This is a genomic window from Ensifer sp. LC384 (assembly GCF_001695865.1).
Classification (GTDB): domain Bacteria; phylum Pseudomonadota; class Alphaproteobacteria; order Rhizobiales; family Rhizobiaceae; genus Ensifer.
The window spans coordinates 74,422-99,539 of sequence record NZ_MBST01000005.1 but is presented as its reverse complement, the minus strand read 5'-3'; the positions used below and the strand labels follow the sequence as shown (position 1 = coordinate 99,539).

Below are 25,118 nucleotides of genomic sequence, written 5' to 3'. Positions count from 1 at the left end.
TCCGGTCAACACCTTGACCCGGAATGTGAGTGAGAATTGCCGGTGTCGACAGGCGCCGGTTGGGGGAATGTTTTTACATGGTGGATGCGATGGCCTTGCCGCTGGGCACAGATGACGGAGTCGCGGCGCAGGACCGCCGCGCGTCCTTTGCCCTGCCGGGGCTCATGCTGGCGATCGGCGCGCTGGTCTGCGCAACCCTGTCTCTGCTCGTTCTGCTTGGACTGACGCCGATCCGTCTGGAGCGCAACGTCTTCATCGCCTGCGCCGCGATCAACGGCCTGTTCGTGGTCGGGTTGATCTATCTCATCGTTCGCGAGATTCTCAGATTGCTGCGCGCACGCCGCAAGGGCCGCGCCGCCGCGCGGCTTCATGTGCGCATCGTGGCTCTGTTTTCGATCGTCGCCATCACGCCCGCCATTCTGGTCGCGATCTTCGCCAGCATAACGTTGGATGTCGGCCTTGACCGCTGGTTCTCACTGCGTACCCAGGCGATCGTTCGATCGTCTATCAGTGTCGCCCAGGCCTATGTGCTGGAAAATGCCAGCTATCTGCAGGGCCAGACCGTGTCGATGGCCAATGACCTCGAGCGCAATCGGCAGCTCTACAGCCTCGACCGGACCGGCTTTACCGAACTGATGACTCGACAGGCGAGAGGGCGCGGCATGCTTGGCGCTTTCCTCGTCCGGGCGGATGGCAGTGCCATTCTCCAGGCCAACATCTCGACGGAAAAGCCCTTGCCGGCCATCCCGCCGGACGCGCTGAAAAGCTCGGTTTCCGGTCAACCGACATTGATCCCGCCGGGTATTACCAACCTTGTGGGGGCCGTGATCCCACTTGACGATATTCCCGGCACCTATCTGTACACCGTCCGCAACGTCGATCCTGAAGTGATGCGTTCGCTGCGGCTGATGGAAGAAAACACCGCCGAGTACAAGACGCTGGAGGCTGGGCGTGCCTTCACGCAGATTGCCTTCGGGGTTCTCTATATCGGCTTTGCGCTGATCGTGCTGCTGGCGGCGATCTGGACGGCGATCGCGGTCGCCGACCGTATCGTTCGGCCGATCCGGCAGCTGATCGGTGCGGCCGACAGCGTTGCCTCCGGCAATCTCGACGTGGTTGTGCCGGTGCGTGCCGTCGATGGCGACGTCGGCAATCTGTCACGCACGTTCAACAAGATGGTCTCCGAGATCCGTACCCAGCAGGAGCAGATTCTGGAGGCCAAGGACGAGGTCGACCACCGGCGGCGGTTCATCGAGGCGGTGCTTTCGGGTGTCACGGCAGCCGTCATCGGCGTCGGCCACGACCGGCAGATCACCATTGCCAACTCTTCCTCGGAGGAGTTTCTGAAAAAGACCGCGCCGGACCTGCTCGGCGCCGATCTGCGCGCGGTCGCACCTGAGATCGAGGAGGTGCTGGTCGAGGCGGAAAGCCGCTACCGCAACAACTTCCGCAAGCAGATCAATATCATGCGCGGCGGAACCGAGCGCACGCTTAACGTCCAGGTGACACGCGAGGAGGGCGGCGAGGCAAACGAGTCCTACGTCATCACCATCGACGACATCACCGACCTCGTGATTGCGCAGCGGTCGACCGCCTGGGCCGATGTCGCGCGCCGTATCGCACACGAAATCAAGAACCCACTGACGCCGATCCAGCTCTCTGCCGAACGTCTGAAGCGTCGCTACGGCAAGCAGATCGATCAGGAGGACAGGATCGTCTTCGATCAATGCACCGACACGATCGTAAGGCAGGTCGAGGATATCGGTCGGATGGTCGACGAGTTCTCCGCCTTTGCCCGCATGCCGAAGCCGACGAAGGAGAAGGCGGATCTGCGCGCCATTCTGAAGGACGCCGTGTTCCTGCGCGAAATGGGCAACAACCACATCAGCTTCATTCGCGATTTCGGCGACGAGGCGCTCGAAGGCATGTTCGATGGCCGCATGCTCGGCCAGGCGTTCGGCAACATAGTGAAGAATGCGGTCGAGTCGATCGAAGCGGTGCCGACGGAGGCTGTCCGGGGCGAGCCGAAAGTGCTCGTGCGCGCCCAGCGGGATGGAGCTGCCGGCCGGTTTGTCGTCGATGTCATCGACAACGGCAAGGGCCTTCCGACCGAGAACCGGCACAGAATTTTAGAACCGTATATGACGATGCGCGAAAAGGGCACGGGCCTTGGCCTCGCGATCGTCAAGAAGATCATTGAGGACCATGGCGGACAACTGGAATTGCACGACGCACCGGCCGATTTCGATGGCGGCGTCGGAGCAATGATCCGCGTGATCCTGCCGCCTGCCGGAGAAGCCGGGGGCGAAGACACTTTGAAGGGTAAGGGTACGAGCGATGGCCGCTGACATTCTGGTTGTGGACGATGAGGAAGACATCCGCGAGATCGTTTCCGGCATCCTGTCCGACGAAGGGCACGAGACCCGCACCGCATTCGACAGCGACAGTGCGCTTGCGGCGATCAGCGACCGCGTGCCGCGACTCGTTTTTCTCGATATCTGGATGCAGGGCAGCCGCCTCGACGGCCTCGCCCTGCTTGACGAGATCAAGGGACGCCATCCCGACCTGCCTGTCGTGATGATTTCCGGACACGGCAACATCGAAACGGCCGTCAACGCCATCAAGCGCGGCGCCTATGATTTCATCGAGAAGCCGTTCAAGGCCGACCGCCTGATCCTGATCGCCGAGCGTGCACTCGAGAACTCCAAGCTGAAGCGCGAAGTCTCGGAGTTGAAGAAGAAATCGGGTGATCCGGTCGAACTGATCGGGACCTCGGTTGCCGTTTCGCAGCTCCGGCAAACCGTCGAAAAGGTGGCGCCGACCAACAGCCGCATCATGATCCAGGGACCGTCCGGTTCCGGCAAGGAGCTGGTGGCCCGGATGATCCACCGCAAGTCGACCCGCTCGACCGGCCCGTTCGTGGCGCTGAATGCCGCAGCGATCACACCCGATCGCATGGAGATTGCGCTCTTCGGCACCGAGGGCACGCCGGGGCAACCGCGTCGTACGGGTGCACTCGAAGAGGCGCATGGCGGCATCCTCTATCTCGATGAAGTCGGTGAAATGCCGCGCGAAACGCAGAACAAGATCCTACGTGTTCTTGTCGATCAGCAGTTCGAGCGGGTCGGTGGTACCAAGCGCGTCAAGGTCGATGTTCGCATCATCTCCTCGACGGCCTACAACCTCGAAAACATGATCTCAGAAGGGCTCTTTCGCGAAGATCTCTTCCACCGGCTCGCGGTCATCCCCGTGCGGGTGCCGGCGCTGGCCGAGCGCCGCGAGGATATCCCGTTTCTTGTCGACATGTTCATGCGTCAGGTCAGCGAACAGGCGGGCATCCGGCCGCGCAAGATCGGCGACGATGCGCTCGCCGTGCTACAGGCCCATGACTGGCCGGGCAACATTCGCCAGCTCCGCAACAATATCGAGCGCCTGATGATCCTTGCCCGCAGTGACGGTCCGGATACCCCGATCTCCGCCGACATGCTGCCGACCGAAGTTGGCGACACCTTGCCGAAGATCTCCGCGCAGGGTGACCAGCACATCATGACGCTGCCGCTGCGCGAGGCTCGCGAAATGTTCGAGCGCGACTATCTGATCGCTCAGATCAACCGATTCGGCGGCAACATTTCCCGCACGGCCGAATTTGTTGGCATGGAGCGTTCGGCGCTTCACCGCAAGCTGAAGTCGCTGGGCGTTTGAGCGTTAAACCTCTTCCGGCTAGCGGCCGCCTGTTCCTGGGTGATAGAACGACATGAAGGTGATCATTTGCGGTGCGGGGCAGGTCGGCTACGGCATCGCCGAACGGCTGGCTCAGGAAGACAATGACGTCTCGGTCATCGATACGTCGGCAGCGCTGATTGCCAACATCACCGAAAGCCTAGACGTGCGCGGTTATGTCGGCCATGGCGCACATCCCGATGTGCTGGCGAAGGCCGGTGCAGATCAGGCCGACATGCTGATCGCGGTCACGCTGTTCGACGAAGTCAACATCGTCGCCTGCGAGGTGGCGCATGCGATCTTCAGCGTGCCGACCAAGGTCGCCCGTATCCGCGCGCAGAACTATCTGGCGCCGGAATACGCCAACCTGTTCTCCCGCGAGAACGTCCCGATCGACGTGACCATTTCGCCCGAGATCGAAGTCGGACGATTGGTACTGCGGCGCATTTCGTTCCCCGGCGCGACGGATGTCGTGCGCTTTGCCGACGACCGTATCGCCATGGTGGCGATCGAGTGTATGGAAGATTGCCCGGTGGTCGACACGCCGCTGCAGCAGTTGAGCGAACTGTTTCCCGATCTGCAGGCAACCGTGACCGGCATCTTCCGCAACGGCAAGCTGATCGTGCCGCATTCGTCGGATCAATTGCAGACCGGCGACCTCGCCTATGTCGTCTGCGATCGCGACCATGCGCGCCGCACCCTGGCTCTGTTCGGCCACGAAGAACAGGAGGCGCGCCGCATCGTCATTCTCGGCGGCGGCAATATCGGTTACTTCGTCGCCAAGGCAATCGAGGAAAATCAGCCTAGAACCCGGGTCAAGTTGATCGAGAGCGACCGCGATCGTGCCGTGATGATGGCCGATAAGCTCAGCAACACGGTCGTCCTCAACGGTTCGGCAATGGATCAGCGTATCCTGATGCAGGCCGACGTGCAGGATGCCGACCTGGTTGTGGCGCTGACCAACAGCGACCAGATCAATATCCTCGGCAGCATGATGGCAAAACGCCTCGGCGCTAAATCGACGCTCGTCCTGATCAACGAGCCGTCCTACCAGGATTTTGCGGGGACCGCCGGCGTGGATGCCTATATCAACCCGCGCGCAGTAACGATCTCACGCGTGCTCCAACACGTGCGCAAGGGGCGCATCCGCTCGGTCTATGCCGTCCAGAAGGGGATGGCTGAAGTGATCGAAGCAGAGGCGTTGGAAACGTCGCCGCTGGTCGGCAAGGCGCTGCGCGAGCTGGATCTGCCCGACGGCATCCGCATCGGCGCACTCTACCGTGACCAGACATTCATTCGCCCGCATGGCGACACCAAGATCAAGGCCAGGGACCGCGTGGTGCTGTTTGCTGCCGCCGATGCGGTGCGCCATGTCGAGCAGCTTTTCCGCGTCAGCATTCAGTTCTTCTGAGGACAAATAAACACATGCCGAGAATTGCCTATGTCAACGGCGCCTATGTGCCGCATGCCGATGCCGCCATCCATATCGAAGATCGCGGCTACCAGTTCGCCGACGGGGTCTATGAGGTCTGCGAGATCCGTCATGGCTTCATCGTCGATCTGACCCGGCATCTCGACCGCCTGGGCCGATCCTTAAGCGAACTTCGCATCGATTGGCCGATGAGCCGTGCCGCGTTGGTCCACGTCATTCGCGAGGTGCTGCGCCGCAACCGGGTGCGAAACGGCCTGTTCTATATGCAGGTGACGCGCGGTGCCGCGCGGCGCGATCACGTGTTTCCGGCAAAAGGTACCGTGCCGACGATCGTCGTGACGGCGAAGCGCACCGACGCGGTCGTGATCGCCAGGAAGAATGCCGAAGGCATCTCGGCGATCACCGTTCCGGAGAACCGCTGGGACCGCGTTGACATCAAATCCGTCGGCCTGCTGCCGAACGTGCTTGCGCGCCAGAAGGCCAAGGAAGAGGGTGCCCATGAGGCGATCTTCGTCGACCCGGATGGCACGGTGAAGGAGGGAGCGGCGACCAATGTCTGGATCGTCGATCGGGAGGGCGTGCTGCGCACCCGGCCGGCCGATCACGGTATTCTCAGAGGCATCACCCGCACGACCCTGATGGACGTTGCAGCTCCTCTTGGAATCAGGATCGAAGAACGAGCATTCTCCGTCGACGACATGCTCGCGGCGCGCGAGGTCTTCATCACCGCCGCGACGAGCATCTGTTTTCCGGTGGTTTCCATCGACGGCAAACCGATCGGCAACGGTCATCCGGGAAGCATAGCGCAGAATATTCGCGAAGCCTTTTTCGGCGTTGCGGAAAAGACATTGATTTGATACCAAACTGACAGAGGTGTCGGGGGAAGGGTACTTGTGACGCCTCTGATTGAAAAAATAGACAAAATGCACCGGCGCGCGACGCCGGCAAATAAGAAAGAATCGGCGCGATGGCGGAACGTTCTCAGAACTTGCAGGATCTTTTTCTCAATACGGTCCGCAAACAGAAGATTTCTCTGACAATTTTTCTTATCAATGGCGTCAAATTGACGGGCGTCGTCACGTCTTTTGACAATTTCTGTGTCTTGTTGCGCCGCGATGGTCATTCGCAGCTCGTCTACAAGCACGCGATCTCGACCATCATGCCGGGCCAGCCGCTGCAGATGTTCGAGAACGAAGAAGCCGCATCCTGACGGGACGTTAGGCACATTACCAAACGGGATTCAAAGTCGTCGTCGATCATTCCGGAGCTTGAAACGCTCCGCGACGACATGCGCGCGGTCGTGATTGTGCCGGTTCTGAAAAAGACCGGCAGGCAGGCGGCTGAAACGCTCTCTGCAACGAGCACCCGCACCGACGAAAGTCGGCTGGAAGAAGCGACGGGCCTGGCACGAGCGATCGACCTGAACGTCGTTCATGGCGCCATCGTTTCGGTGGCGCAGCCAAAGCCGGGAACGCTTCTGGGCACAGGTAAGATCGAAGAGATCGGTCACATCCTCGTCGAACAGGATGCCGGCCTGGTCATCGTCGATCATCCGCTGACGCCTGTGCAGCAGCGCAACCTGGAAAAGGAATGGAACGCCAAGGTCATCGACCGGACGGGCCTGATCCTTGAAATCTTCGGGCGCCGCGCTTCCACCAAGGAAGGCACGCTGCAGGTCGATCTCGCGCATCTCAACTATCAGAAGGGCCGGCTTGTCCGCAGCTGGACCCACCTCGAGCGTCAGCGCGGCGGTGGCGGCTTCATGGGCGGCCCCGGCGAAACCCAGATCGAAGCGGACCGGCGCTTGCTGCAGGATCGCATCGTCAAGCTCGAGCGCGAGCTGGAGCAGGTCCGCCGCACGCGGCAATTGCACCGCTCCAAGCGCAAGAAGGTTCCGCATCCGATCGTGGCACTTGTCGGCTACACCAATGCCGGCAAATCGACGCTGTTCAACAGAATGACCGGAGCCGGTGTGCTGGCGGAGGACATGTTGTTTGCGACGCTCGATCCGACGTTGCGGCGACTGAAACTGCCGCATGGCCGCATGGTGATCCTGTCCGACACGGTCGGCTTCATCTCAGACCTGCCGACGCATCTTGTTGCCGCCTTCCGTGCGACGCTGGAAGAGGTACTCGAAGCCGACCTGATCCTGCACGTGCGCGATCTCTCCGATCCGGACAACCAGGCGCAGGCAAGCGACGTTCTGCGCATCCTGGCCGATCTCGGCATCGACGAGAAGGAAGCGGCGGCGCGGCTAGTCGAAGTCTGGAACAAGATCGACCGGCTCGAGCCGGAAGCGCGCGAAGCCCTGACGAACAAGGCTGCGGGCACGGCCAACACTGTGGCGGTCTCGGCGATATCAGGCGAGGGCGTCGATGTGCTGTTGGCTGAGATCGGTCGTCGCCTGTCGGGCGTATTGACCGAATGCACCGTCGTTCTTGGCGTCGACCAGTTGCAGCTTCTGCCCTGGGTCTACGAGCACGCGATCGTCGATGGTCGCGAAGATCTCGAGGACGGCACGGTCAGTCTCGATCTTCGCCTGACTGAAAACGAGGCCGTGCAACTGGAGCGGCGTCTAGGCAACGGGCCGAAGCCCATTGCGGAAGACTGGTAAGCGTTTTTAGTTTTTACCTGAGGCGCGGTTGGCGCCTCAGGCCAATTGCCGCTCGATCGCCTTGGCTGCCTGCCAGAGCTCTTCCATGCGTTCCAACGTTGCCGCATCCAGTGTCTCGCCGCTGGCTTCGAGCTCGCGTTCTATGTGGCCAAAGCGGCGGCGGAACTTCGTATTGGTGCCGCGCAGCGCCATTTCCGGATCCGTGCCGACGTGCCGGCCGATATTCACCACTGCAAAGATCAGGTCGCCGAGTTCATCGGCCACCTTCACACGGTCCTTTTCGCGCAATGCCTGGCGCAGTTCGCCGATTTCTTCCTCGATCTTGTCGAGAATAGGTTCCGGTTCAGACCAATCGAAGCCGACCTTGGCCGCTCGCTCCTGCAGCTTCAGTGCTTCGATGAGCGCCGGGAAGCTGCGCTGTATCGAGCCCAGATGACTGGCTGCGCCGTCAGACGGCAAGCCCCGCTTGGCACGTCGTGCCTGGCGCTCGGCCTTTTCGGCCTGCTTGATCTGGTCCCACTGACTTTTGACCGCTTCCGGGGTGTCGGCGTCCGAACGGGCGAAGACATGCGGGTGGCGGCGGATCATCTTGCGCGTGACGGCCTCGACGACATCGCCAAAGGCGAACTCGCCGGCCTCCTCGGCCATGCGGGCGTGAAACACGACCTGCAGCAGCAGGTCGCCCAGCTCGTCGCAAAGGTCATGCATGTCGCCGCGCTCGATTGCGTCGGCCACTTCGTAGGCTTCTTCGATCGTATAGGGCTTGATCGTTTCGAACGTCTGGACGACGTCCCACGGGCAGCCGGTTTCCGGGTGCCGCAGTGCCTCCATGATGTCGAGCAGGCCCTTGATATCGCGTGATGGTTCCATGGGATCAGTTCAACGGAATGGCGTTGTCGCTCTTGCCCGACTGGTAGCTGTCGGACAGGTGCTGATAGCGGTCGCGGATGCGCGCATCCTGGGCTGCAAGCTTCGCCTGCGTTGGCTGGTCGGCATCCTTGGCGAGCGCCGCGATCGAGGACGACTTCCAGAACGCGTTGTTCTGCGCGTAACCGCCGGGTTCAAGCAAAAACACTTCCTTCAGGATCTTCAGGTCGTGCGGAATGGAAAAGCTGTCGCGCGAATCTTCGTGGCTGAAGAAATAGTAGAAATTGTCGAAGCCCGCCCAGGTGATCGCCGACAGGCACATCGAGCAGGGCTCGTGCGTCGAAAGGAAGATCAGATCGCGCGTGTCTGGCTTTTCCGCCATCTCGTAGAAGCGCTTGAGCGTGTGCACTTCGCCATGCCAGAGCGGGTTTTCAGTCTCGTTGTTCGTCTCGGCGAGAACGAGCGAAAGGTCCGATTTGCGCAGGATCGCGGCGCCGAACACCTTGTTGCCCGCGGCGACACCCTTTTCGGTCAAGGGCAGGATATCCTGCTCGATCACGTTCAGCAGCCGTTCGGCCAGTTCGGATTGTGTCATGTCTTCAGTCTCCGGCAGATGTCTTGCGACATTTAACGGAGGTTGCCCCTGGGGCGCAATGGCTGCGGACAGTGCCATCAGCAAGCCGTTCCGGAGATATTTGCTCAAAATGCTGCACGGTCGAGCAAAACAATACGTGGCCTGAAAGCCATTGAAATTTCTGTTTCTTCAATTGCTCTGGGCGATGCGGGATATTCAGCGCAGCCTGTAGAAGGAACAGATTGCAAGAATATGTCGCAGCAGCTCTCCGTCTTTCCCGCATTCTTTCGCGTCGCGCAAAAGCGCGTGCCGATATTCGGCAATGGCGACGAGGCCTTTGCAAAGCTGCGGCTGTTGCTGAACACCGAAGCCTCGATCGTTGTCTATGCGGATGCTCCTCAGGCTGACTTCGAGACGTTCCTGCGCGAGCGGGCGATCGAAACCGTGCGTGAGGCCTTCGACCCGCAACAGCTCGAGGGCGCCGTTCTGGTGTTTGCCGCGACCGGCGATGCCGCCGAGGACCGGCAGATCGTCATTGCCGCGCGCGAGCAGAAAATCCCGGCAAACGCCGTCGATCAGCCCGATTACTGCGATTTCTTCACACCGGCGCTGGTCAATCGCGCACCGGTCGCCGTTGCGATCGGGACCGAAGGCGCTGGTCCGGTGCTTGCCCAGATGATCCGGGCGCAGATCGATCAACTGCTGTCGCCGTCGCTCGGTGTCGTTGCGTCGCTCGCCGCCGGTTATCGCGATGCCGTCGATCGTCTTGTGCCGCGCGGTGTCGCGCGCCGCCTGTTCTGGCGCCGGTTCTTCCAGGGGCCGGTGGCCGACAAGGTTGCGCTTGGCGATGTCGCCGCCGCGCGCCGCGAGGCCTCCCGTCTGCTCGATGCCGCGCACGCAGCCTCGGGCCACGTCTGGCTCGTTGGTGCCGGTCCTGGCGCCGAGGATCTGCTGACGCTGCGCGCCCAGCGCGTGATGATGGAAGCCGATGCAATCGTCTATGATGCCCTTGTACCGCAGGCGATCGTCGACATGGGCCGCCGCGATGCCGAGCGGCTTTCCGTCGGTAAGCGCAAGGGTTGCCACACGAAGTCGCAAGACGAGATCAACCAGCTTCTGGTAAGGCTCGCGGGTGAGGGCAAGCGCGTCGTTCGCCTGAAGTCCGGCGATCCGCTTGTCTACGGCCGTGCCGGCGAAGAGATGTCGGCGCTGCGCGAAGCTGATATCACCTATGAGATCGTGCCTGGCATCACCTCCGCCTTTGCCGCCGCCGCCGATTTCGAGTTGCCGCTGACCTTGCGCGGTGTCGCATCGTCGCTGGTCTTCACCACCGGCCACGATCTGACCGGCGAAGTGCTGCCGGATTGGGCGCGGCTTGCCGTTTCCGGTGCCACGATCGCCGTCTATATGGGCCGCACCGTCGCTGCTTCGGTTGCCGGTCGCCTGATGCAGGCGGGGCTGCCAGCGGAAACCACAGTGGCTGTGATCGAAAACGCCAGCCGCGCCGACCGTCGCCTGTTGCATGGCACGCTCAAGGACCTGCCGGACCTGGAGGGCCGCACCGAGCTTTCCGGACCGGTCATGGTCATCATCGGCGATGCCGTTGCCGGCGCGAATTTCGAGCGTTCCGAACCGCTGGTGGCAGGCAAGCGCGCCGTCAAGCAAACGAAGATCGAAGCTGCTCAACAGCGCAACGAACAGATTCTGAACTAAGGGAAACGTGATGGTGAACAAGGTTTTGACGGCAAATCGGCTCTCGGATGGCATATCCGTCTGGCTGGATGCCTCGGGCAACTGGGTCGAATCGCTCCAGCAGGCCTTCATTGCCCGCCATGCCGAGGCGGTCACCGCGCTGGAAGCGACAGGCAAGCTTGCCTTCGACGACAACAAGGTGGTGGACGTCAATGTCGTCGACGTCGAGGAAGTCAACGGCACGTTGCGGCCGCTGCGCATGCGTGAGCGTATCCGAGCCGAAGGCCCTTCGATCCCCTATGCCGCCGGATACAATGGGCTCGCCGGCCCGAACTTTGCTGCCTGAGGAACCGATACAACATGTACCGTTACGATGAATTCGATCATGCCTTCGTTTCCTCGCGTGTCGAGCAGTTCCGCGACCAGGTCGAGCGCCGTCTGAGCGGCGAGCTGGCCGAGGACGCATTCAAGCCGCTGCGCCTGATGAACGGCGTCTATCTGCAGCTTCATGCCTACATGCTTCGCGTTGCGATCCCCTATGGCACGCTGTCGAGCCGCCAGATGCGCATGCTTGCGCACATTGCGCGCAAGTACGATCGCGGCTACGGCCATTTCACCACGCGTCAGAATATCCAGTACAACTGGCCGCGTCTTTCCGACACGCCGGATATCCTGGAGGAACTGGCAAGCGTGGAAATGCATGCGCTGCAGACCTCGGGCAATTGCATTCGCAACGTGACGGCCGATCACTTTGCTGGTGCTGCAGCCGATGAAGTCGCAGATCCAAGACCTTATGCGGAAATCCTGAGACAGTGGTCGAGCGTTCATCCGGAATTCTCGTTCCTGCCGCGCAAGTTCAAGATTGCCGTGACCGGTGCCGAGCGCGACCGCGCCGCGATCCAGGTGCACGATATCGGTCTGCACCTGAAGAAGGATGAGAACGGCCGGATCGGCTTTGCCGTCTATGTCGGCGGCGGACAGGGCCGCACGCCGATGATCGCCAAGAAGATCCGCGACTTCCTGCCGGAAGAAGATCTTCTGTCCTACACGACGGCGATCATGCGCGTGTACAACCTGCATGGCCGCCGCGATAACAAGTACAAGGCGCGCATCAAGATCCTCGTTCACGAAACTGGTGCCGAGGAGCTTTCCCGTCAGGTCGAGGTCGAGTTCGCGGCGCTGAAGGATACGGAGCTGAAGCTTCCGGAAGCGGATATCCAGGCCATCTCCACCTATTTCGCGCCGCCGGCGCTGGAGCCGCGCGCCGAAGGCTGGGAAAGCCTGGCGCGCTGGAAGAAGACCGATCCGGAATTTTCGCGTTGGGTTCACCAGAACGTCCAGCCACACAAGCATCCGGACTACGGCATGGTCACCATCTCGCTGAAGCCGATCGGCGGCATTCCAGGTGACGCGACGGATGTGCAGATGGAAGCCGTTGCCGATATCGCCGAGGAATATGCCTTCGACGAGATCCGCGTCAGCCATGAGCAGAACCTGATCCTGCCGCATGTGGCTCTGGCCGATCTGGAGCCGATTTACCGGGCGCTCGTGGTTGCCGGCCTGGCGACCGCCAATGCCGGCCTGATCACCGACATCATTGCCTGTCCCGGGCTCGACTACTGCGCGCTTGCAAACGCGCGCTCCATTCCGGTGGCACAGGAGATCTCGACCCGTTTCGGAGCACCCGAGCGCCAGGCCGAGATTGGCGAGTTGAAGATCAAGATCTCCGGCTGCATCAATGCCTGCGGCCACCACCATGTTGGCCACATCGGTCTGCTCGGCGTCGAGAAGAAGGGTGCGGAGCTCTATCAGATCACGCTCGGCGGCTCCGGCGACGAGAACACGTCGATCGGCGAGATCATCGGTCGCGGTTTCGAACCCGAGAAGGTGACCGACGCGATCGAAACGATCGTCGATACCTATCTTGGGCTGCGCAACGACAAGTCGGAAACGTTCCTTGAGGCGTACCGTCGTGTCGGCCCGCAACCCTTCAAGGACGCGCTCTATGGCGGCAGCGCACAGGAAGCCGCTTGAGGCGCGAGGAACGAACATGACAAAAATCTGGAAAGAAACCGGCTTTGTGAGCGATGATCCATGGATCATCGAAAACGAGGAAACCAAGGCGGGTTCGAATGAGAAGGCGATACTCGGCTTCGATACGTTTCTCGCCAAGGTGACCGAGACGGACGAGGTCGGCCTGGGCGTGGTCGTCGCTCCGGCGGATGACGTTACCAAGCTGCAGCCCCATCTCGATCGCATTGCGCTGGTCGCGGTCGCATTCCCGGCCTTTAATGACGGGCGGGCTTTCAGCCATGCGTCGCTGTTGCGTGCCAGGCTTGGTTTTGCCGGCGAGGTGAGAGCGGTCGGTGATGTGCTGATCGATCAGATCCCGTTGATGCTGCGTTGCGGCATCGACAGTTTCGCGGTAACCAATGGCACGGCCTTGAAGCGTCTGAGTGAGGGCCGGCTGCCTGGCATCGCCAATCACTACCAGCCAACTGCAAAGCCCTCGCCCGACGCCAGATCCTATAGCTGGCGGCGTGTTTCCTAAGCGGTGCTGACCGCGACAGTGTGAAGCACGGCGAAATGCGCGAAAGCGACTATATTTAGAAGGGAATTCCTTCCCGTTGAGCGCGGCTTGGAATATCCGCGTATTGTTGATAGACAGGGTCATCATTTACAGGACTGTAGCCACGATGAATGCTCCGGCAAAAACGGAAGATTTCGCGATCCAGGCACCGGCAGGTGTCTTCGTTGAGACGGTGACGAGCGTCACCCACTATACGGACCGGCTCTTCCGCTTCCGCATGACCCGTCCTGCGGAGTTCCGCTTCCGCTCCGGCGAATTTGCGATGATTGGTTTGATGGTCGGCGACAAGCCGGTCTACCGTGCCTACTCAATTGCAAGCCCGGCCTGGGACGAGGAACTCGAGTTCTTCTCGATCAAGGTTCCCGATGGTCCGCTGACATCCCACCTGCAGGCGATCAAGCCTGGCGACAAGGTGCTGATGCGCAAGAAGCCGACCGGTACGCTGGTGCTTGATGCGCTGGTTCCCGGGCGCCGGCTGTACATGTTCTCGACCGGTACCGGCATTGCGCCTTTTGCCAGCCTGATCCGCGACCCCGAGACCTATGAGAAATTCGAGGAGGTCATCCTCACGCACACCTGCCGCGATGTGGCCGAGCTGAAATACGGCTTCGACCTCGTCGAGGAGATCCGCGATCACGAGTTCCTGAACGAGATCGTCGGCGACAAGCTTCGCCACTATGCGACGGTGACCCGCGAAGACTATCCGTTCAAGGGCCGTGTGACCGATCTGATGGTCAACGGCAAGTTCTTCGCAGACCTCGGCCTTCCCCCGCTCGACCCGGCCATCGACCGCGGCATGATCTGCGGTTCGACGGCGATGCTTAAGGACACCAAGGAAATTCTCGAGGCTGCGGGCCTGACTGAGGGCTCCAACAACAAGCCGGCCGAGTTTGTCATCGAGCGCGCTTTTGTCGGCTAACTGACGACAAGATACGAAACATCGTCGCAGTATTTGGAAAGGCGCATCATCGGATGCGCCTTTTTCGCATCTGTGCGACAGTCGCGGCCCATGGACGAGCCATGCTGACGTCGATATTCTGGTCACCGAGCATGGACTGGCCGACCTGCGCGGCCTTGCGCCGCGCGAGCGCGCGCCGATCATTATCGGCAACTGTTGTCACCCGGAATACCGTGAACCGCTTGCGGATTAGTTCAAGCGCGCCGTGGCAACGCGGGCGGGGCAGACGCCGCATATTCTAGAGGAAGCTTTCGACTGGCACGTGCGGCGTCTGAAGACCGGCAGCATGTTGCCCATCGCATGAGGTGTCAGTCCTGTACCAGGTAGTCCATCAGGCCCGACATTGCCACTGACGCTTGCTCGGCGTCGGCGCGGACGATGGCGTCGATCACCTCGACGTGACGGTCGACCGATCCGCGCATCCGCTCTATGGATGCAGCGGCAAACCAGATGCGCCGCGCGTGGGTCTGGAGCGGGGCCAGGGCCGCTGTCAGGAACCTGTTCGGGCAGGCCTCCTCCATCAGTTCGTCGAAGGCCTTTTCGGCGACCAGAAAGCCTTCCACGTCGCCGGCATCCGCGCATTTGCTCATCTCGGCCGCGCAATCCTTCATTGCGCGGCGCGCCTGTCGGCTGGCGTGCTCTGCGACCAAGGCGGCCGCGAGAGGCTCAAGGTTCTTGCGGGTTTGCATCACATGGGCTCGGTCCTCGGGCCTGAGGGTCGCGATCTGCAGCCCGACGCGCGGACGCACCTCCACCAGTTCCTGCCACGCGAGTTTCTGTATCGCCTCGCGCACAGGCGTTCGTCCGTGGCCGGCGAGCTCGATCAGCTGCTTTTCGGTCAGCAGCATGCCGGGCTCAAGCTTGAGCGTCACGATGAGGCGCTCGAGTGCGAGATAGGCGAGGTGGGCCTGGGAGTGAACTGGCATGCGCATCCTGTCGCTTCTGATATATCAGAAATTGCCATGGTTTGGTGCGGGCGGCAAGCAACCTGATATATCAATGACGCAAACGTGAGAGTGTATTGCGGGCGCTGTCAATCAGCTGCGATGCCGCCGTCCGTTTTGTGGCGCCTTCGGGTCTCCATCCACGTGGTTGAAGTGAGCTGCGGTTACTGCTTTGCATTGGCCGGGTGGTAGGCACCAATGCTTAGGCAAAAATAACGAACGTCAACGGCTAGAATAAAAACAGACGCACGTCCGTTTCACTTTCAAATGATATTGACGAAGAGCCAACTGCTTGCCAGTCTTTTCTAAAATAAGCCGTTGGCAATCGGCGTTGAGGGGCGCGGACGTAAGGTGGGAGCGTTTCTGGTCTGGTCGCTGGTCGTGTTCGCGGGGTTGCTTGCCGTACCGGCCGTCAGCCACACGAATGCGACGACGACGTTCTCACTGATGGCCTCGTCCATGGCTTTTGTCTGCATGGCGATCGCACAGTTCATGGCGGCGCGACCGCCCTTTATCGAGCCCCTGTTTGGCGGGCTCGATCGGGTCTATCACTTTCATCGTAAGATCGGCATCTCGGTGCTGGGTCTGATCCTCGTGCATTACTTTCTGACGCCTGATTTCAAGGGGCTGTCGTTGACGAGTGGGCTGAACCAGCTTGCCGCTTCCGCCGGAAAGTATGCCTTCTATGGGCTGAGCGCGCTGCTTGTTCTCAGCATCGTCAAGATCATACCGAAGACGAAGATCGAGATTCCCTATCACCTGTGGCGCTATACCCATCGCTTCATCGGATTGCTGTTCGTACTCGTCGCGTTCCACCAGATGTTCATCAAGCGCCCTTATGACGGGACGGCACTGCTTGCAGTCTACCTCAACGCCTTCGCCGCACTCGGCATTCTAAGCTACGCCTATACCCAGCTTCTGCCGTGGCTGAGGACGCGCAGCTATGAGGTTTTCGAAGTCACCCGGCACGATGGCGCGACCATTATCTCGGCCCGACCGATCGGACGAGCGCTGAAGGCAAAGCCCGGTCAATTCGGCTTCCTGCGTGTCCTGAAAAACGGATTGCGCGAGCCGCACCCCTTCACCATCGCCGGCATCGAGGCCGATGGCGTTGTGCGCTTCGCCATCAAGCCGCTCGGCGACTACACGCGGGCCCTGCGGGAGAAAATCGCCATAGGAGACCGATTGAAGCTCGAGGGCGGATATGGCCGGTTCAATCATCGCCGTGGCGCCAAGAAACAGATTTGGCTTGCCGGTGGTATCGGGGTCACGCCTTTCCTGGCGATGGCCCGTCATTTGCGGGGCGACGAGGGGCAGGACATCCATATGGTCTACTGCGTGCGTGACCGAAACGAGGCGATTGGCCTGGAAACCTTCGAGGCGCAGGCAGCGAAACTCGGCAATTTCAGTTTTGTGTTGCACGATTCGGCTACGGACGGGCGGTTGGACGCGGCGAAGCTTGCGGCCGGCAGCGCGATTGATCCAGGCGACGCGGATCTTTGGTTTTGCGGTCCGCCGCCCTTGCGCGAGGCGATCGTCAAAGGCTTGAAAGAACTGGGAAAGAAGCCGCGCCGGGTAGAATTCGAACAGTTTCAGTTTCGGTAAACAGACGTTTTAATGACGATCTTTTTGATTGAGGGGGTAGGGCTCATGCGCAGCCAGCGTGATATGCGAGAGAATGTCTCGCGGTGTGCCGGTATCCAGAGGAAATCTATCATAGCCGTGGCCGCGGCTCTTGCCGCCGCGATGCTCTGTCCCGGGACGGCCTCGGCGCGCGATGCTTTCGCCGACGATGCTTTCTCGACCTACAAGGCGAATGCCGAGCACGGCAAGTACATGTTCAACGCCGCCGGCTGTGGCGCCTGCCATGGATCCGGTGACAATACCGAGTTGCTGTCCGGCGGCATGGAGATGAACACCGCCATCGGAACTTTTTACGCGCCGAACATCTCGCCCCACGCCAACGGCATCGGTGGCTGGAGCAACGCCCAATTTCTCAACGCGGTGATGGTCGGTCTCGATCGCGATGGCAACAACCTCTATCCGGTCATGCCCTATACCTCCTATGGCGGCATGAAGCCGGAGGACGTGCTTGATATCAAAGCCTATGTCGAGACCTTGCCGCAGTCCGACGCCGCCTCGAAGGAACATGAGATCGCTTTTCCCTTTAGTCGTCAGACGACGATAACGCTATGGAAACGCACTCATTTCACCGTGCCGGCCTATCAGTCGCGCGAAGAGACCCAGATGGAGCGCGGCCGCTATCTGGTCGAAAATGTCGGCGGCTGCGGCGACTGTCACACGCCGCGTACGACGACCTACGGGCTTGACCTGGAAAGAGCCTATCAGGGCGAGAAGGGGCTGACTGGTGCGGTCGCACCCGATATCGGCAAGGCGAAGATGGCCGGGCTCGCGGCACCGGACGTGTTTACGACGGGTCTTATCGGCGAAGGCAAGAAGCTGTCCGGCGCACCGATCAGCGACCCCGTCATGCGGCGGATCGCCAAGGGACTTTCGGCGCTCAGCGATGATGATCGCCGCGCGATCTATGCTTTCCTGTCCGATCGCGAGGTCAAGGCGCCGGCGCCGGTTGCGCAGTCTGTGACGGCCGTGTGCAAAGAGAACACCGCCTCTGCCGTATTGTCCGGCGACAATGCGGCGCTCGCCCAACAGGCGGATGCCTTCATTGGCAAGTATTGCCGCAATTGCCACGGCGCGGGCGAAAGCAATCAAGGCAGCTATCCCGCCGGTGAACTTGCTTCGATCGCGGCCGATGCCAATTTTGTCACGCCGGGCAATGCTGCCAAATCGCGCCTTTTCACCTCGGTTACCAGCGGCCGCATGCCGCTCGGCAAGCGCCCGACGGACGAAGAGGTCAAGGTGCTCGAAGGCTGGATCAATTCGCTGAGCGAAAAGAACCTGCCGCAGACGGCGGCCGCCAAACCCGATCGATCCCGCCCGATGTTGTCCTATGATCAGTTCGTCGCGTTCGCGCTCAAGGACATCTCCAAGGTGAGCGCGCTCGATCGCCCGCACATGCGTTATTTTTCCTATCGCGACCAGTACAACGGAATGATGGGTTGCGAAGATGAGGCCACGTTCATGAAACGCATGGACGTTCTGGCGGGCGGCTTCAAGAAGCTGCTGAACTCGCTCTCCTCTGGACCGAAGCTGGTCTTGCCGGCGGAGGTGGATGGCACCAACGGTCTGCTCGTGCGGGTCGATCTGCGTGAGTTGCAATGGGAGAGCGCCGATTACGACTTCCTGATCAAGCGCTATTTCTACGGCGTCGATCCGAAGAGCGACGCGTCGCTTCAGGCGCTTTCCGACGAAACGCAGACGCAGTTGCCGATCATGCGGATTGACTGGTTCATGAGCAATGGCGCCCGTCCGGAGATCTACAACAGGTTGATGAGGTTGCCGGCGCATATCCGCGAGCTGGAAGCGCGCTTCAAGATCGATGTGGACGACAACATCAGGCGGCGCAAGGTTCTGCGCGCCGGCTTTGCGGATGGCTCGTCGGGTGTCTCGGATCACAATCGCATGCTCGAGCGGCACGACATGCCGTTTGGCGGTTACTACTGGAAGTCCTACGACTTCGGCGGCGACGTCGGCAAACAGGTGCTGAAGCGTTTCCCGCACGGACCCAAGGAATTGGGCGCGCTCGATGCTGGCCTGGTGCCGTTCGAGCACGATGGCGGCGAGATGATCTTCTCGCTGCCCAACGGCCTGCAGGGTTACTACCTGTCGACGGCGGCAGGCAAGCAGCTCGATATCGGGCCGACGACCATCGTTTCGTTCCGCGAACGGCCGATCGGCAAGGGGGTGGAAATCGTCAACGCCCGCTCCTGTTTCGACTGTCACGCAGACGGTATTCTTTCGAAACGCGACCAGTTGCGCGACCATATCGCCACCTCGACACTGTTCAGCAAGAACCAGCAGGATGTTCTGTTGGCCATGTATGTGAAACAGGAGGAACTGGATGAGGCCTACCTTAGGGATCGCCAACGCTTCGTCGAGGCCCTGCAACAACTCGGCGTGACAGAGCCGACACCGGACGGCGGACTCCAGAGCAAGCACGCACCCGGCGACGCCGAGATCGTCACCTATTTCGCCGATAAATACGAAGACGAGCTCGACTTCGATGCTCTTGCGGCGGAGTTCGACATGACGCCGCAAGAGTTTTCCGATGCGATCAAGCGGGTGACGGATACGAATGTCCTTCGTCTCGGGCTCGATTGGGTGACGACGCTGGAGGCCGGCAACACCGTGCCGCGCAACGAGGTTGAGCAGCAATATGCCTTGCTGCTGGAGCCGCTCGTCCAGCGTCGCCCGCTCGATACCGGCACGATCGTTGTTGCCGGAAGCGAGCAGCAGCCGGAAGCAAAGCCTCAATCCGTGGCCGCCGCGGTGCCCGACTACCGCAAGCAGGAAGTCGCTGGCGGCAACAAGCTTGCACTCGCATTGAAGGTGCCGACGACAACGGCCAAGGTCGGTGATGAGCTTTCGTTCGAGTTGAGCGTCAATCAGGCTTGCGAACTGCAGATCCTCTATGTCGAGGAGAACGGTAATGTCGAAGTTATCCCGGACGAGATGATCGGCAATACGACCTTGCAACCCGGAGAAAGCAGGGTGATCCCGCAGCCTGGGACCGGCACGCTGACCTTCGATACGGCAGCGCCCGCCGAAACGATGTTGGCCTTCTGCCGCGTCGGCGGGCTTGCCGATCAGAGGCTGACAGTCGAAAAGGCGCGGGAATATGTGGCTGCGTCGAAGCTGCCGCCGACGCGCGGGCTGGCAGTCAATCTCGCCAAGAAGGCGCAGGCCGACAACGGCGCCAGCAGCGTGCAGATGGTAACTTTCGAGATCAAGGACTAGCCGCCACAGATGAGGAATCGGGTGAAACGACTGATCTTTGCTTCCACGATGCTATTGCCGTTGGCGTATCCCGCTAGCGCCTGCGATGCGCTGGCGAAAGCCTCGCAGGCTCTCAACAGCGGCGATGAGGCCGGTGCGCGGGCCGCCGCCTCTGCGGAGCGAACCAAGGCGTGCTCGAGTACAGAGGCAGCGCTTACGCGGCGTGTCGCGGCGCTTGCGACCTTCAACCGTATCGCCAACGCGGTCGGTGGCGGCGCCAGGCTCGATACCTTTGACAGCGAGCTGAAAGCGGTGCGGGATGAGGTCGGCGGGCCATGGCAAATCCTCGACGCGCTCGGTGACATCGACCGGCAGCGAAAGGACTACGAAAGTGCGGCGACATTTTACCAGCAGGCGCTGGAAGATGCCGCCAACGAGGAACTGACGCCTCAGTGGATGGCGCCGGACAAGGCCTACATTCTGCGCCTCGACCGGCTGGCCTCCGAGATGCGGCTTGCCGCAGCGAAGCCTGTAAAGCTGGCGATGCGCGGCGCCTGCAAATTCTCCTATCGCGGCGTCTCGATCAGGAAGAAGGCGACACCCGTCCGCTATGTCTTCGGAACGGCCGAGTTCACGCCCGAAGGACTGCAGTCTGCCAAGGATCTTTTCGAGTGCCTGAAATCGGCAAAGCCGGAAGCGATCACCTTGATCGGACACACCGATCCGGTGGGCAGCACTGAGGCGAACAAGAAACTCTCGTTGGCACGCGCCGAAGCACTCGCGAACTATCTCGTCGATGCCGGCTACAGCGGCACATGGTCGACTGTTGGCAAAGGCGAGGAGGAGCCGTTCAAGCCGGATGATCCGAGCGCCTATGACGAAGCGATGCTGCATCAATTGGATCGCCGTGTCGAAGTTGATGTGGAGAAATAGGTGCTGCTGGGCAAGATCCTGATTTCGTGCGTTTTCTTTGGATTGCCGGTTCTGCCCGCGATGGCGGCGACATCCGCGCTCGTGGTCGGCGTCGATATCTACCCGCATGAAGTGAGCCTTGATGGGGCGGTCAAGGATGCACGCGATGTTGCTCAGGCGTTGAAGAAGGCGGGTGTCGGTACCATCCGCAAATTCATCAACGAGCAGGCGGCGAAGGGCGCGATCAGAGCCGCCTGGCTGGACCTTGTCGGCGCCGCAACGAGGGGCGACACGATTATCTTCACCTATGCCGGTCACGGCGCGCAGATGCCGGAACTCGTCGCCGGCAGCGAACCGGATGGGCTTGACGAGTTTCTTGAGCTACCGGGATTCGACCGTAGTCGCGCGGAAGAAACGGCAAAGGAGATCATCGTCGATAACGAGCTGAATGCCTGGTTCGCGGAAGCTGAGGCCAAGGGCGTCCAGGTGCTGTTGGTTTCCGACAGCTGCTATTCCGGTGGCATGAACCGATCGATCTCGGGCAAGACGCGGCTCGCGCCGACCGTGCGGGCGCAATTGCCGCCGCTGTCGCAAGAGGCGGTTTCTGGTGCGGCGCTCAAGGATGCGGATCTGTCACAAGTGACCATCCTTGCTGCATCGCTTGAGAGCCAACCGACGCCGGAGGTTGTGATTGAGGGTGTGCCGCGGGGGGCACTCAGCTGGAGTTTTTCCCGCGCGCTCGAGGGGGCTGCCGATCGTGATGGCGACGGCCTGATTTCGCGCGTCGAGCTTGAAGACTATGTCTTTTCCAACGTCAAGCTCCAGTCCGAGGCGCTGCAGGTGCCGAACTTTACGCCGCAGGTGCCGCGGTCGGACAAGGAAATTGTCCTGTCATTGCCCAGAAGCGCGACGCTTTCGGCAGACAATGGCACAGCAGCGTTCGGTCGACCGTCAAAGCTGAAACCGGCCCGAGAAATGGGCTGGGCGGGCAAGCTGGCGCTGAGCGTCGAAGGCGCCGCGCCAAAGCTCGACAATGTTGGCGGCACTGGCGTTCCCTATCGATGGGATGCCACGAGCGGCACATTCTACACGCCGAATGGCGACGTCGCGGGTGAACATGTCGCCGCCGACATGGTGCAGGGTGTGGTCGACAAATTCGTCCTTCTCGATTTCCTGAAAGTGCTTGCGACACAGAACCCTGGCAAAGTCTCGCTGACGCCGGTCAAGGACATCTATTCATCAGGCGACCGCCTGAACTTCGACGCGCCCCAGTCCGGATACGCGAACATGCTGGTGTTCAATCTCGCCAATACCGGAGAAATCCAGCTTCTCGATGCCCAGATCGAGGGCTCGGGCAGCCATGTGTTCAGACTCAGGGACCTGGAGGTGGTCAAACCTTTCGGCGCCGATCATCTTGTCGTCGTCTCGACGAACGCCCCGATCGATGCGGTGGCTGCGGCCCTGTCCAGCCCGGGTGTCGACGCATCCAAGTTTCTGCGCCTCCTCGAAGAGCGGCTGGATGGCACCGACAGTGCCGTCGCCATCCAGCCGCTCTATACGCGGGAGCGCGGGCAATGAGTGGGGACGTCCTGGCCTGGCGTTTCCTGCTGCCGCTTATGGGGCTGGGTCTCTGCTCTCCTGTCTTGGCCGCGGATCGAGCCTTGCTCATCGGGGTAGGGAATTATCAGAACCTTCCGCCAAAGCTGTTTCTGCACGGACCGAAAAACGACCTTGTTGCCATGGAAGGTCTGCTGACCGGGAGGCTCGGTTTCGATCGCTCCGCGATACGGGTGCTGAAGGACGAGCAGGCGACGCGCACGGCCATCCTGTCGTCGATCGAGGAATGGCTGGTGGCGGGCACACAACCTGGCGACCGCGCCTATCTCTACTATTCGGGCCACGGCCTTTAGGTGACGGATCAGGATGGCGACGAGGACGACGGCATGGATGAGGCGCTGGCGCCGTTCGACCTTGTCGCCAAGGCCAAGGATTGGGTGGGTGCCGTCACCGATGACGAACTCGATGCCATCCTCGAGCGCTTGAAGGGCAGGGCGGTAACCCTGGTGATCGACGCCTGTCACTCCGGTACGATCTCACGGTCGCTGTTGGACGAGGTGTCCGCCGGCATTGACGGCGCGCGCTTCCTGCCGCGCCCGGAAGCCAAACCGGTGGAGCAGGCGCTGACGCGCGGCCTGCGGATCGATCTCGGTGTCATCGATAAGCCCAGCCGCGCCAACGAGAGCGGCATCGTTGCCTGGCGCGCCAGTGCGCCCAATCAGGTTGCCTGGGACGACGTGCGACTGCCGGTCGAGAGCCGTCACGGCGTCTTTACCGCGGCCTATGTCGCCGGGCAGACGGGGGCGGCGGCGGACGCCAACGCCAACGGCCTGACCAGCAACGCCGAGCTTTTCGAATATGTCACGGCGCAATCGGCGACCTATTGCGCCTCGCAGGAGAAATGCGACACGCTTGACCCGCAACTGGAGACGAAGGCGCAGAACCTCGGCGCCAGTGCGGTCATTCCAGCACAGGCAGGTGCCGAGGCGAAGGCGCGGTACGAGCCCGCCATAGGCGATAACACCGGCCAGGCAAGCTATCAGGATGCGAACGCAGTCGATGCGATCGGCGATATCGTCGGCAAAATGGACGCTGGTGACGTGACCATTAGCATCGACCGGCCAACGTCGATGAAGACCGGTGACGTGTTCAAGCTGACGGTCGCGAGCAAGGTTGCCGGTAGCCTCATCCTGCTGGACGTCAACACGGCGGGCGCAGCGACCCAGATCTTCCCCAACGAGTTCGCACAGAAGATTACGCCGCTCAGCGCCAATGTGCCGTTGACATTGCCGGATGAGTATTACGGCTTCGACTTTGAAGCCTCAGGCAAAGGCGAGAGTGCGTTCGTTGCCTTGGTGGTCAGCGACGCCGTCGATCTGGCTGACGTCGCGCCGAAGACGCGGGGCCTCAAGGTTGAACTCAACGCGCGTGAGACTTTGAGCGAAATAGTCTCGCGGCTGCAGAAGATCTGGACTGATGACCTGGACAAACGCGGCATCCGGTGGTCGGTCGGCACCCTGCGCTACCACGTCGAATGATCGTTTTCGTGGTGGATCGGACATCAAAAAGCCCGCCTGGAAAAGCGGGCTTTCTTTTTTAGGTCCGGGCGATGCCTAGTGCAGGATCTGGCTGAGGAAGAGCTTGGTGCGCTCATGCTGCGGATTGTCGAAGAACTCGGCCGGCGAATTCTGTTCGACGATCTGGCCCTGGTCCATGAAGATCACGCGGTTGGCGACCTGGCGGGCAAAGCCCATTTCGTGGGTCACGCACAGCATGGTCATGCCTTCTTCGGCAAGGCCGACCATCGTGTCGAGCACTTCCTTGACCATTTCCGGATCGAGCGCCGAGGTCGGCTCATCGAACAGCAGGATCTTCGGCTTCATGCACAGTGAGCGGGCAATCGCCACGCGCTGCTGCTGGCCGCCCGAAAGCTGACCCGGATACTTGTTGGCCTGCTCGGGGATCTTGACGCGCTTCAGGAAGTGCATCGCGATTTCTTCGGCCTGCTTCTTCGGCATCTTGCGGACCCAGATCGGTGCAAGCGTGCAGTTTTCCAGGATCGTCAGGTGCGGGAACAGGTTGAAGTGCTGGAACACCATGCCGACTTCGCGGCGCACTTCATCGATCTTCTTCAGGTCGTTGGTGAGCTCGATGCCGTCGACGACGATCTTGCCCTTCTGATGCTCTTCCAGCCGGTTGATGCAGCGGATCATTGTCGATTTGCCGGAGCCCGACGGCCCGGCAATGACGATGCGCTCGCCTTTCATGACCTTTAGGTTGATGTCACGGAGAACGTGGAAGTCTCCGTACCATTTGTTCATTCCGCTGATTTCGACCGCGACGTCAGTTGCCGATACGGTCATCTTGGAAGCAGTGGCAGCATTGGCCATGCGATCTCCCC

The 25,118-nt window shown here is 61.0% G+C and carries 21 protein-coding genes and 1 pseudogene; 18 read left to right on the top strand and 4 right to left on the bottom strand.

Going from position 1 to position 25,118, the window contains the following annotated elements:
• Positions 1-29 precede the first annotated feature (29 nt).
• From BC363_RS06960 to hflX, 6 genes are all read left to right on the top strand, one after another.
• On the top strand, positions 30-2,348 hold the full coding sequence (locus BC363_RS06960) for a PAS domain-containing sensor histidine kinase (protein WP_244512900.1): 2,319 nt from the start codon (positions 30-32) through the stop codon (positions 2,346-2,348).
• Positions 2,338-3,702: a two-component system response regulator NtrX gene (ntrX, locus tag BC363_RS06955; protein ID WP_025426781.1), complete on the top strand. Its 1,365-nt coding sequence runs from the start codon at positions 2,338-2,340 to the stop codon at positions 3,700-3,702. The genes BC363_RS06960 and ntrX overlap by 11 nt, the downstream gene beginning before the upstream one ends.
• Before the next feature lie 52 nt (positions 3,703-3,754).
• A complete protein-coding gene (gene trkA, locus BC363_RS06950) occupies positions 3,755-5,131 on the top strand; it encodes a Trk system potassium transporter TrkA (protein ID WP_065781236.1) in 1,377 nt (458 codons plus the stop codon).
• 14 nt (positions 5,132-5,145) lie between these two features.
• A complete protein-coding gene (locus tag BC363_RS06945; RefSeq protein ID WP_065781235.1) occupies positions 5,146-6,009 on the top strand; it encodes a D-amino-acid transaminase in 864 nt (287 codons plus the stop codon).
• Between the two features lie 110 nt (positions 6,010-6,119).
• Entirely contained in the window at positions 6,120-6,362 is a 243-nt protein-coding gene (gene hfq, locus BC363_RS06940) for an RNA chaperone Hfq (RefSeq protein ID WP_003535434.1), read from the top strand.
• A gap of 78 nt (positions 6,363-6,440) precedes the next feature.
• Positions 6,441-7,766, top strand: a complete 1,326-nt coding sequence (gene hflX / locus BC363_RS06935) for a GTPase HflX (protein ID WP_065781234.1) — start codon at positions 6,441-6,443, stop codon at positions 7,764-7,766.
• A 36-nt stretch (positions 7,767-7,802) separates the two neighbouring features.
• Here hflX and mazG read toward each other — a convergent pair whose 3' ends face one another.
• Positions 7,803-8,636, bottom strand: a complete 834-nt coding sequence (gene mazG / locus BC363_RS06930; RefSeq protein ID WP_065781233.1) for a nucleoside triphosphate pyrophosphohydrolase — start codon at positions 8,634-8,636, stop codon at positions 7,803-7,805.
• 4 nt (positions 8,637-8,640) lie between these two features.
• Positions 8,641-9,228, bottom strand: a complete 588-nt coding sequence (locus BC363_RS06925) for a nucleoside deaminase (protein WP_065781232.1) — start codon at positions 9,226-9,228, stop codon at positions 8,641-8,643.
• Positions 9,229-9,459: 231 nt separating this feature from the next.
• Between BC363_RS06925 and cysG the strand changes: the two genes are divergently transcribed.
• The 6 genes and pseudogenes from cysG to BC363_RS33315 all read left to right on the top strand — a co-directional run.
• A complete protein-coding gene (gene cysG / locus BC363_RS06920) occupies positions 9,460-10,920 on the top strand; it encodes a siroheme synthase CysG (protein ID WP_065781231.1) in 1,461 nt (486 codons plus the stop codon).
• A 10-nt stretch (positions 10,921-10,930) separates the two neighbouring features.
• Positions 10,931-11,245 (top strand): DUF2849 domain-containing protein, encoded by a 315-nt coding sequence (locus BC363_RS06915; protein ID WP_065781230.1) that lies wholly within the window; start codon positions 10,931-10,933, stop codon positions 11,243-11,245.
• A 14-nt stretch (positions 11,246-11,259) separates the two neighbouring features.
• Positions 11,260-12,933, top strand: coding sequence for a nitrite/sulfite reductase (locus BC363_RS06910; RefSeq protein WP_065781229.1), 1,674 nt, complete (start codon positions 11,260-11,262; stop codon positions 12,931-12,933).
• 16 nt (positions 12,934-12,949) lie between these two features.
• Positions 12,950-13,450 (top strand): DUF934 domain-containing protein, encoded by a 501-nt coding sequence (locus BC363_RS06905; RefSeq protein ID WP_065781228.1) that lies wholly within the window; start codon positions 12,950-12,952, stop codon positions 13,448-13,450.
• Positions 13,451-13,595: 145 nt separating this feature from the next.
• On the top strand, positions 13,596-14,408 hold the full coding sequence (locus BC363_RS06900; RefSeq protein WP_065781227.1) for a ferredoxin--NADP reductase: 813 nt from the start codon (positions 13,596-13,598) through the stop codon (positions 14,406-14,408).
• A 106-nt stretch (positions 14,409-14,514) separates the two neighbouring features.
• Positions 14,515-14,751, top strand: a pseudogene (locus tag BC363_RS33315) (acetyl-CoA hydrolase/transferase C-terminal domain-containing protein); the annotation flags it as partial.
• 4 nt (positions 14,752-14,755) lie between these two features.
• Here BC363_RS33315 and BC363_RS06890 read toward each other — a convergent pair.
• Positions 14,756-15,373: a GntR family transcriptional regulator gene (locus tag BC363_RS06890; protein ID WP_065781308.1), complete on the bottom strand. Its 618-nt coding sequence runs from the start codon at positions 15,371-15,373 to the stop codon at positions 14,756-14,758.
• Between the two features lie 369 nt (positions 15,374-15,742).
• Between BC363_RS06890 and BC363_RS06885 the strand changes: the two genes are divergently transcribed.
• The 6 genes from BC363_RS06885 to BC363_RS36300 all read left to right on the top strand — a co-directional run bounded on the left by BC363_RS06885 (position 15,743) and on the right by BC363_RS36300 (position 24,255).
• Entirely contained in the window at positions 15,743-16,996 is a 1,254-nt protein-coding gene (locus BC363_RS06885; RefSeq protein ID WP_065781225.1) for a ferredoxin reductase family protein, read from the top strand.
• 117 nt (positions 16,997-17,113) lie between these two features.
• The gene (locus BC363_RS06880; RefSeq protein WP_065781224.1) at positions 17,114-20,269 is read left to right on the top strand and encodes a c-type cytochrome; all 3,156 of its coding nucleotides are present in this window, start codon (positions 17,114-17,116) and stop codon (positions 20,267-20,269) included.
• A gap of 21 nt (positions 20,270-20,290) precedes the next feature.
• Positions 20,291-21,181, top strand: coding sequence for an OmpA family protein (locus BC363_RS06875; protein WP_065781223.1), 891 nt, complete (start codon positions 20,291-20,293; stop codon positions 21,179-21,181).
• Complete coding sequence (locus BC363_RS06870; RefSeq protein ID WP_065781222.1) at positions 21,182-22,738, top strand: caspase family protein; 1,557 nt, start codon at positions 21,182-21,184, stop codon at positions 22,736-22,738.
• Entirely contained in the window at positions 22,735-23,070 is a 336-nt protein-coding gene (locus BC363_RS36305) for a caspase family protein (RefSeq protein ID WP_065781221.1), read from the top strand. The genes BC363_RS06870 and BC363_RS36305 overlap by 4 nt, the downstream gene beginning before the upstream one ends.
• Positions 23,071-24,255, top strand: a complete 1,185-nt coding sequence (locus BC363_RS36300; protein WP_065781220.1) for a DUF4384 domain-containing protein — start codon at positions 23,071-23,073, stop codon at positions 24,253-24,255. It abuts the gene before it with no gap.
• A 75-nt stretch (positions 24,256-24,330) separates the two neighbouring features.
• Here the strand turns inward: BC363_RS36300 and BC363_RS06855 are convergent, their stop codons facing one another.
• A complete protein-coding gene (locus BC363_RS06855) occupies positions 24,331-25,107 on the bottom strand; it encodes an amino acid ABC transporter ATP-binding protein (protein ID WP_065781219.1) in 777 nt (258 codons plus the stop codon).
• Positions 25,108-25,118 lie beyond the last annotated feature (11 nt).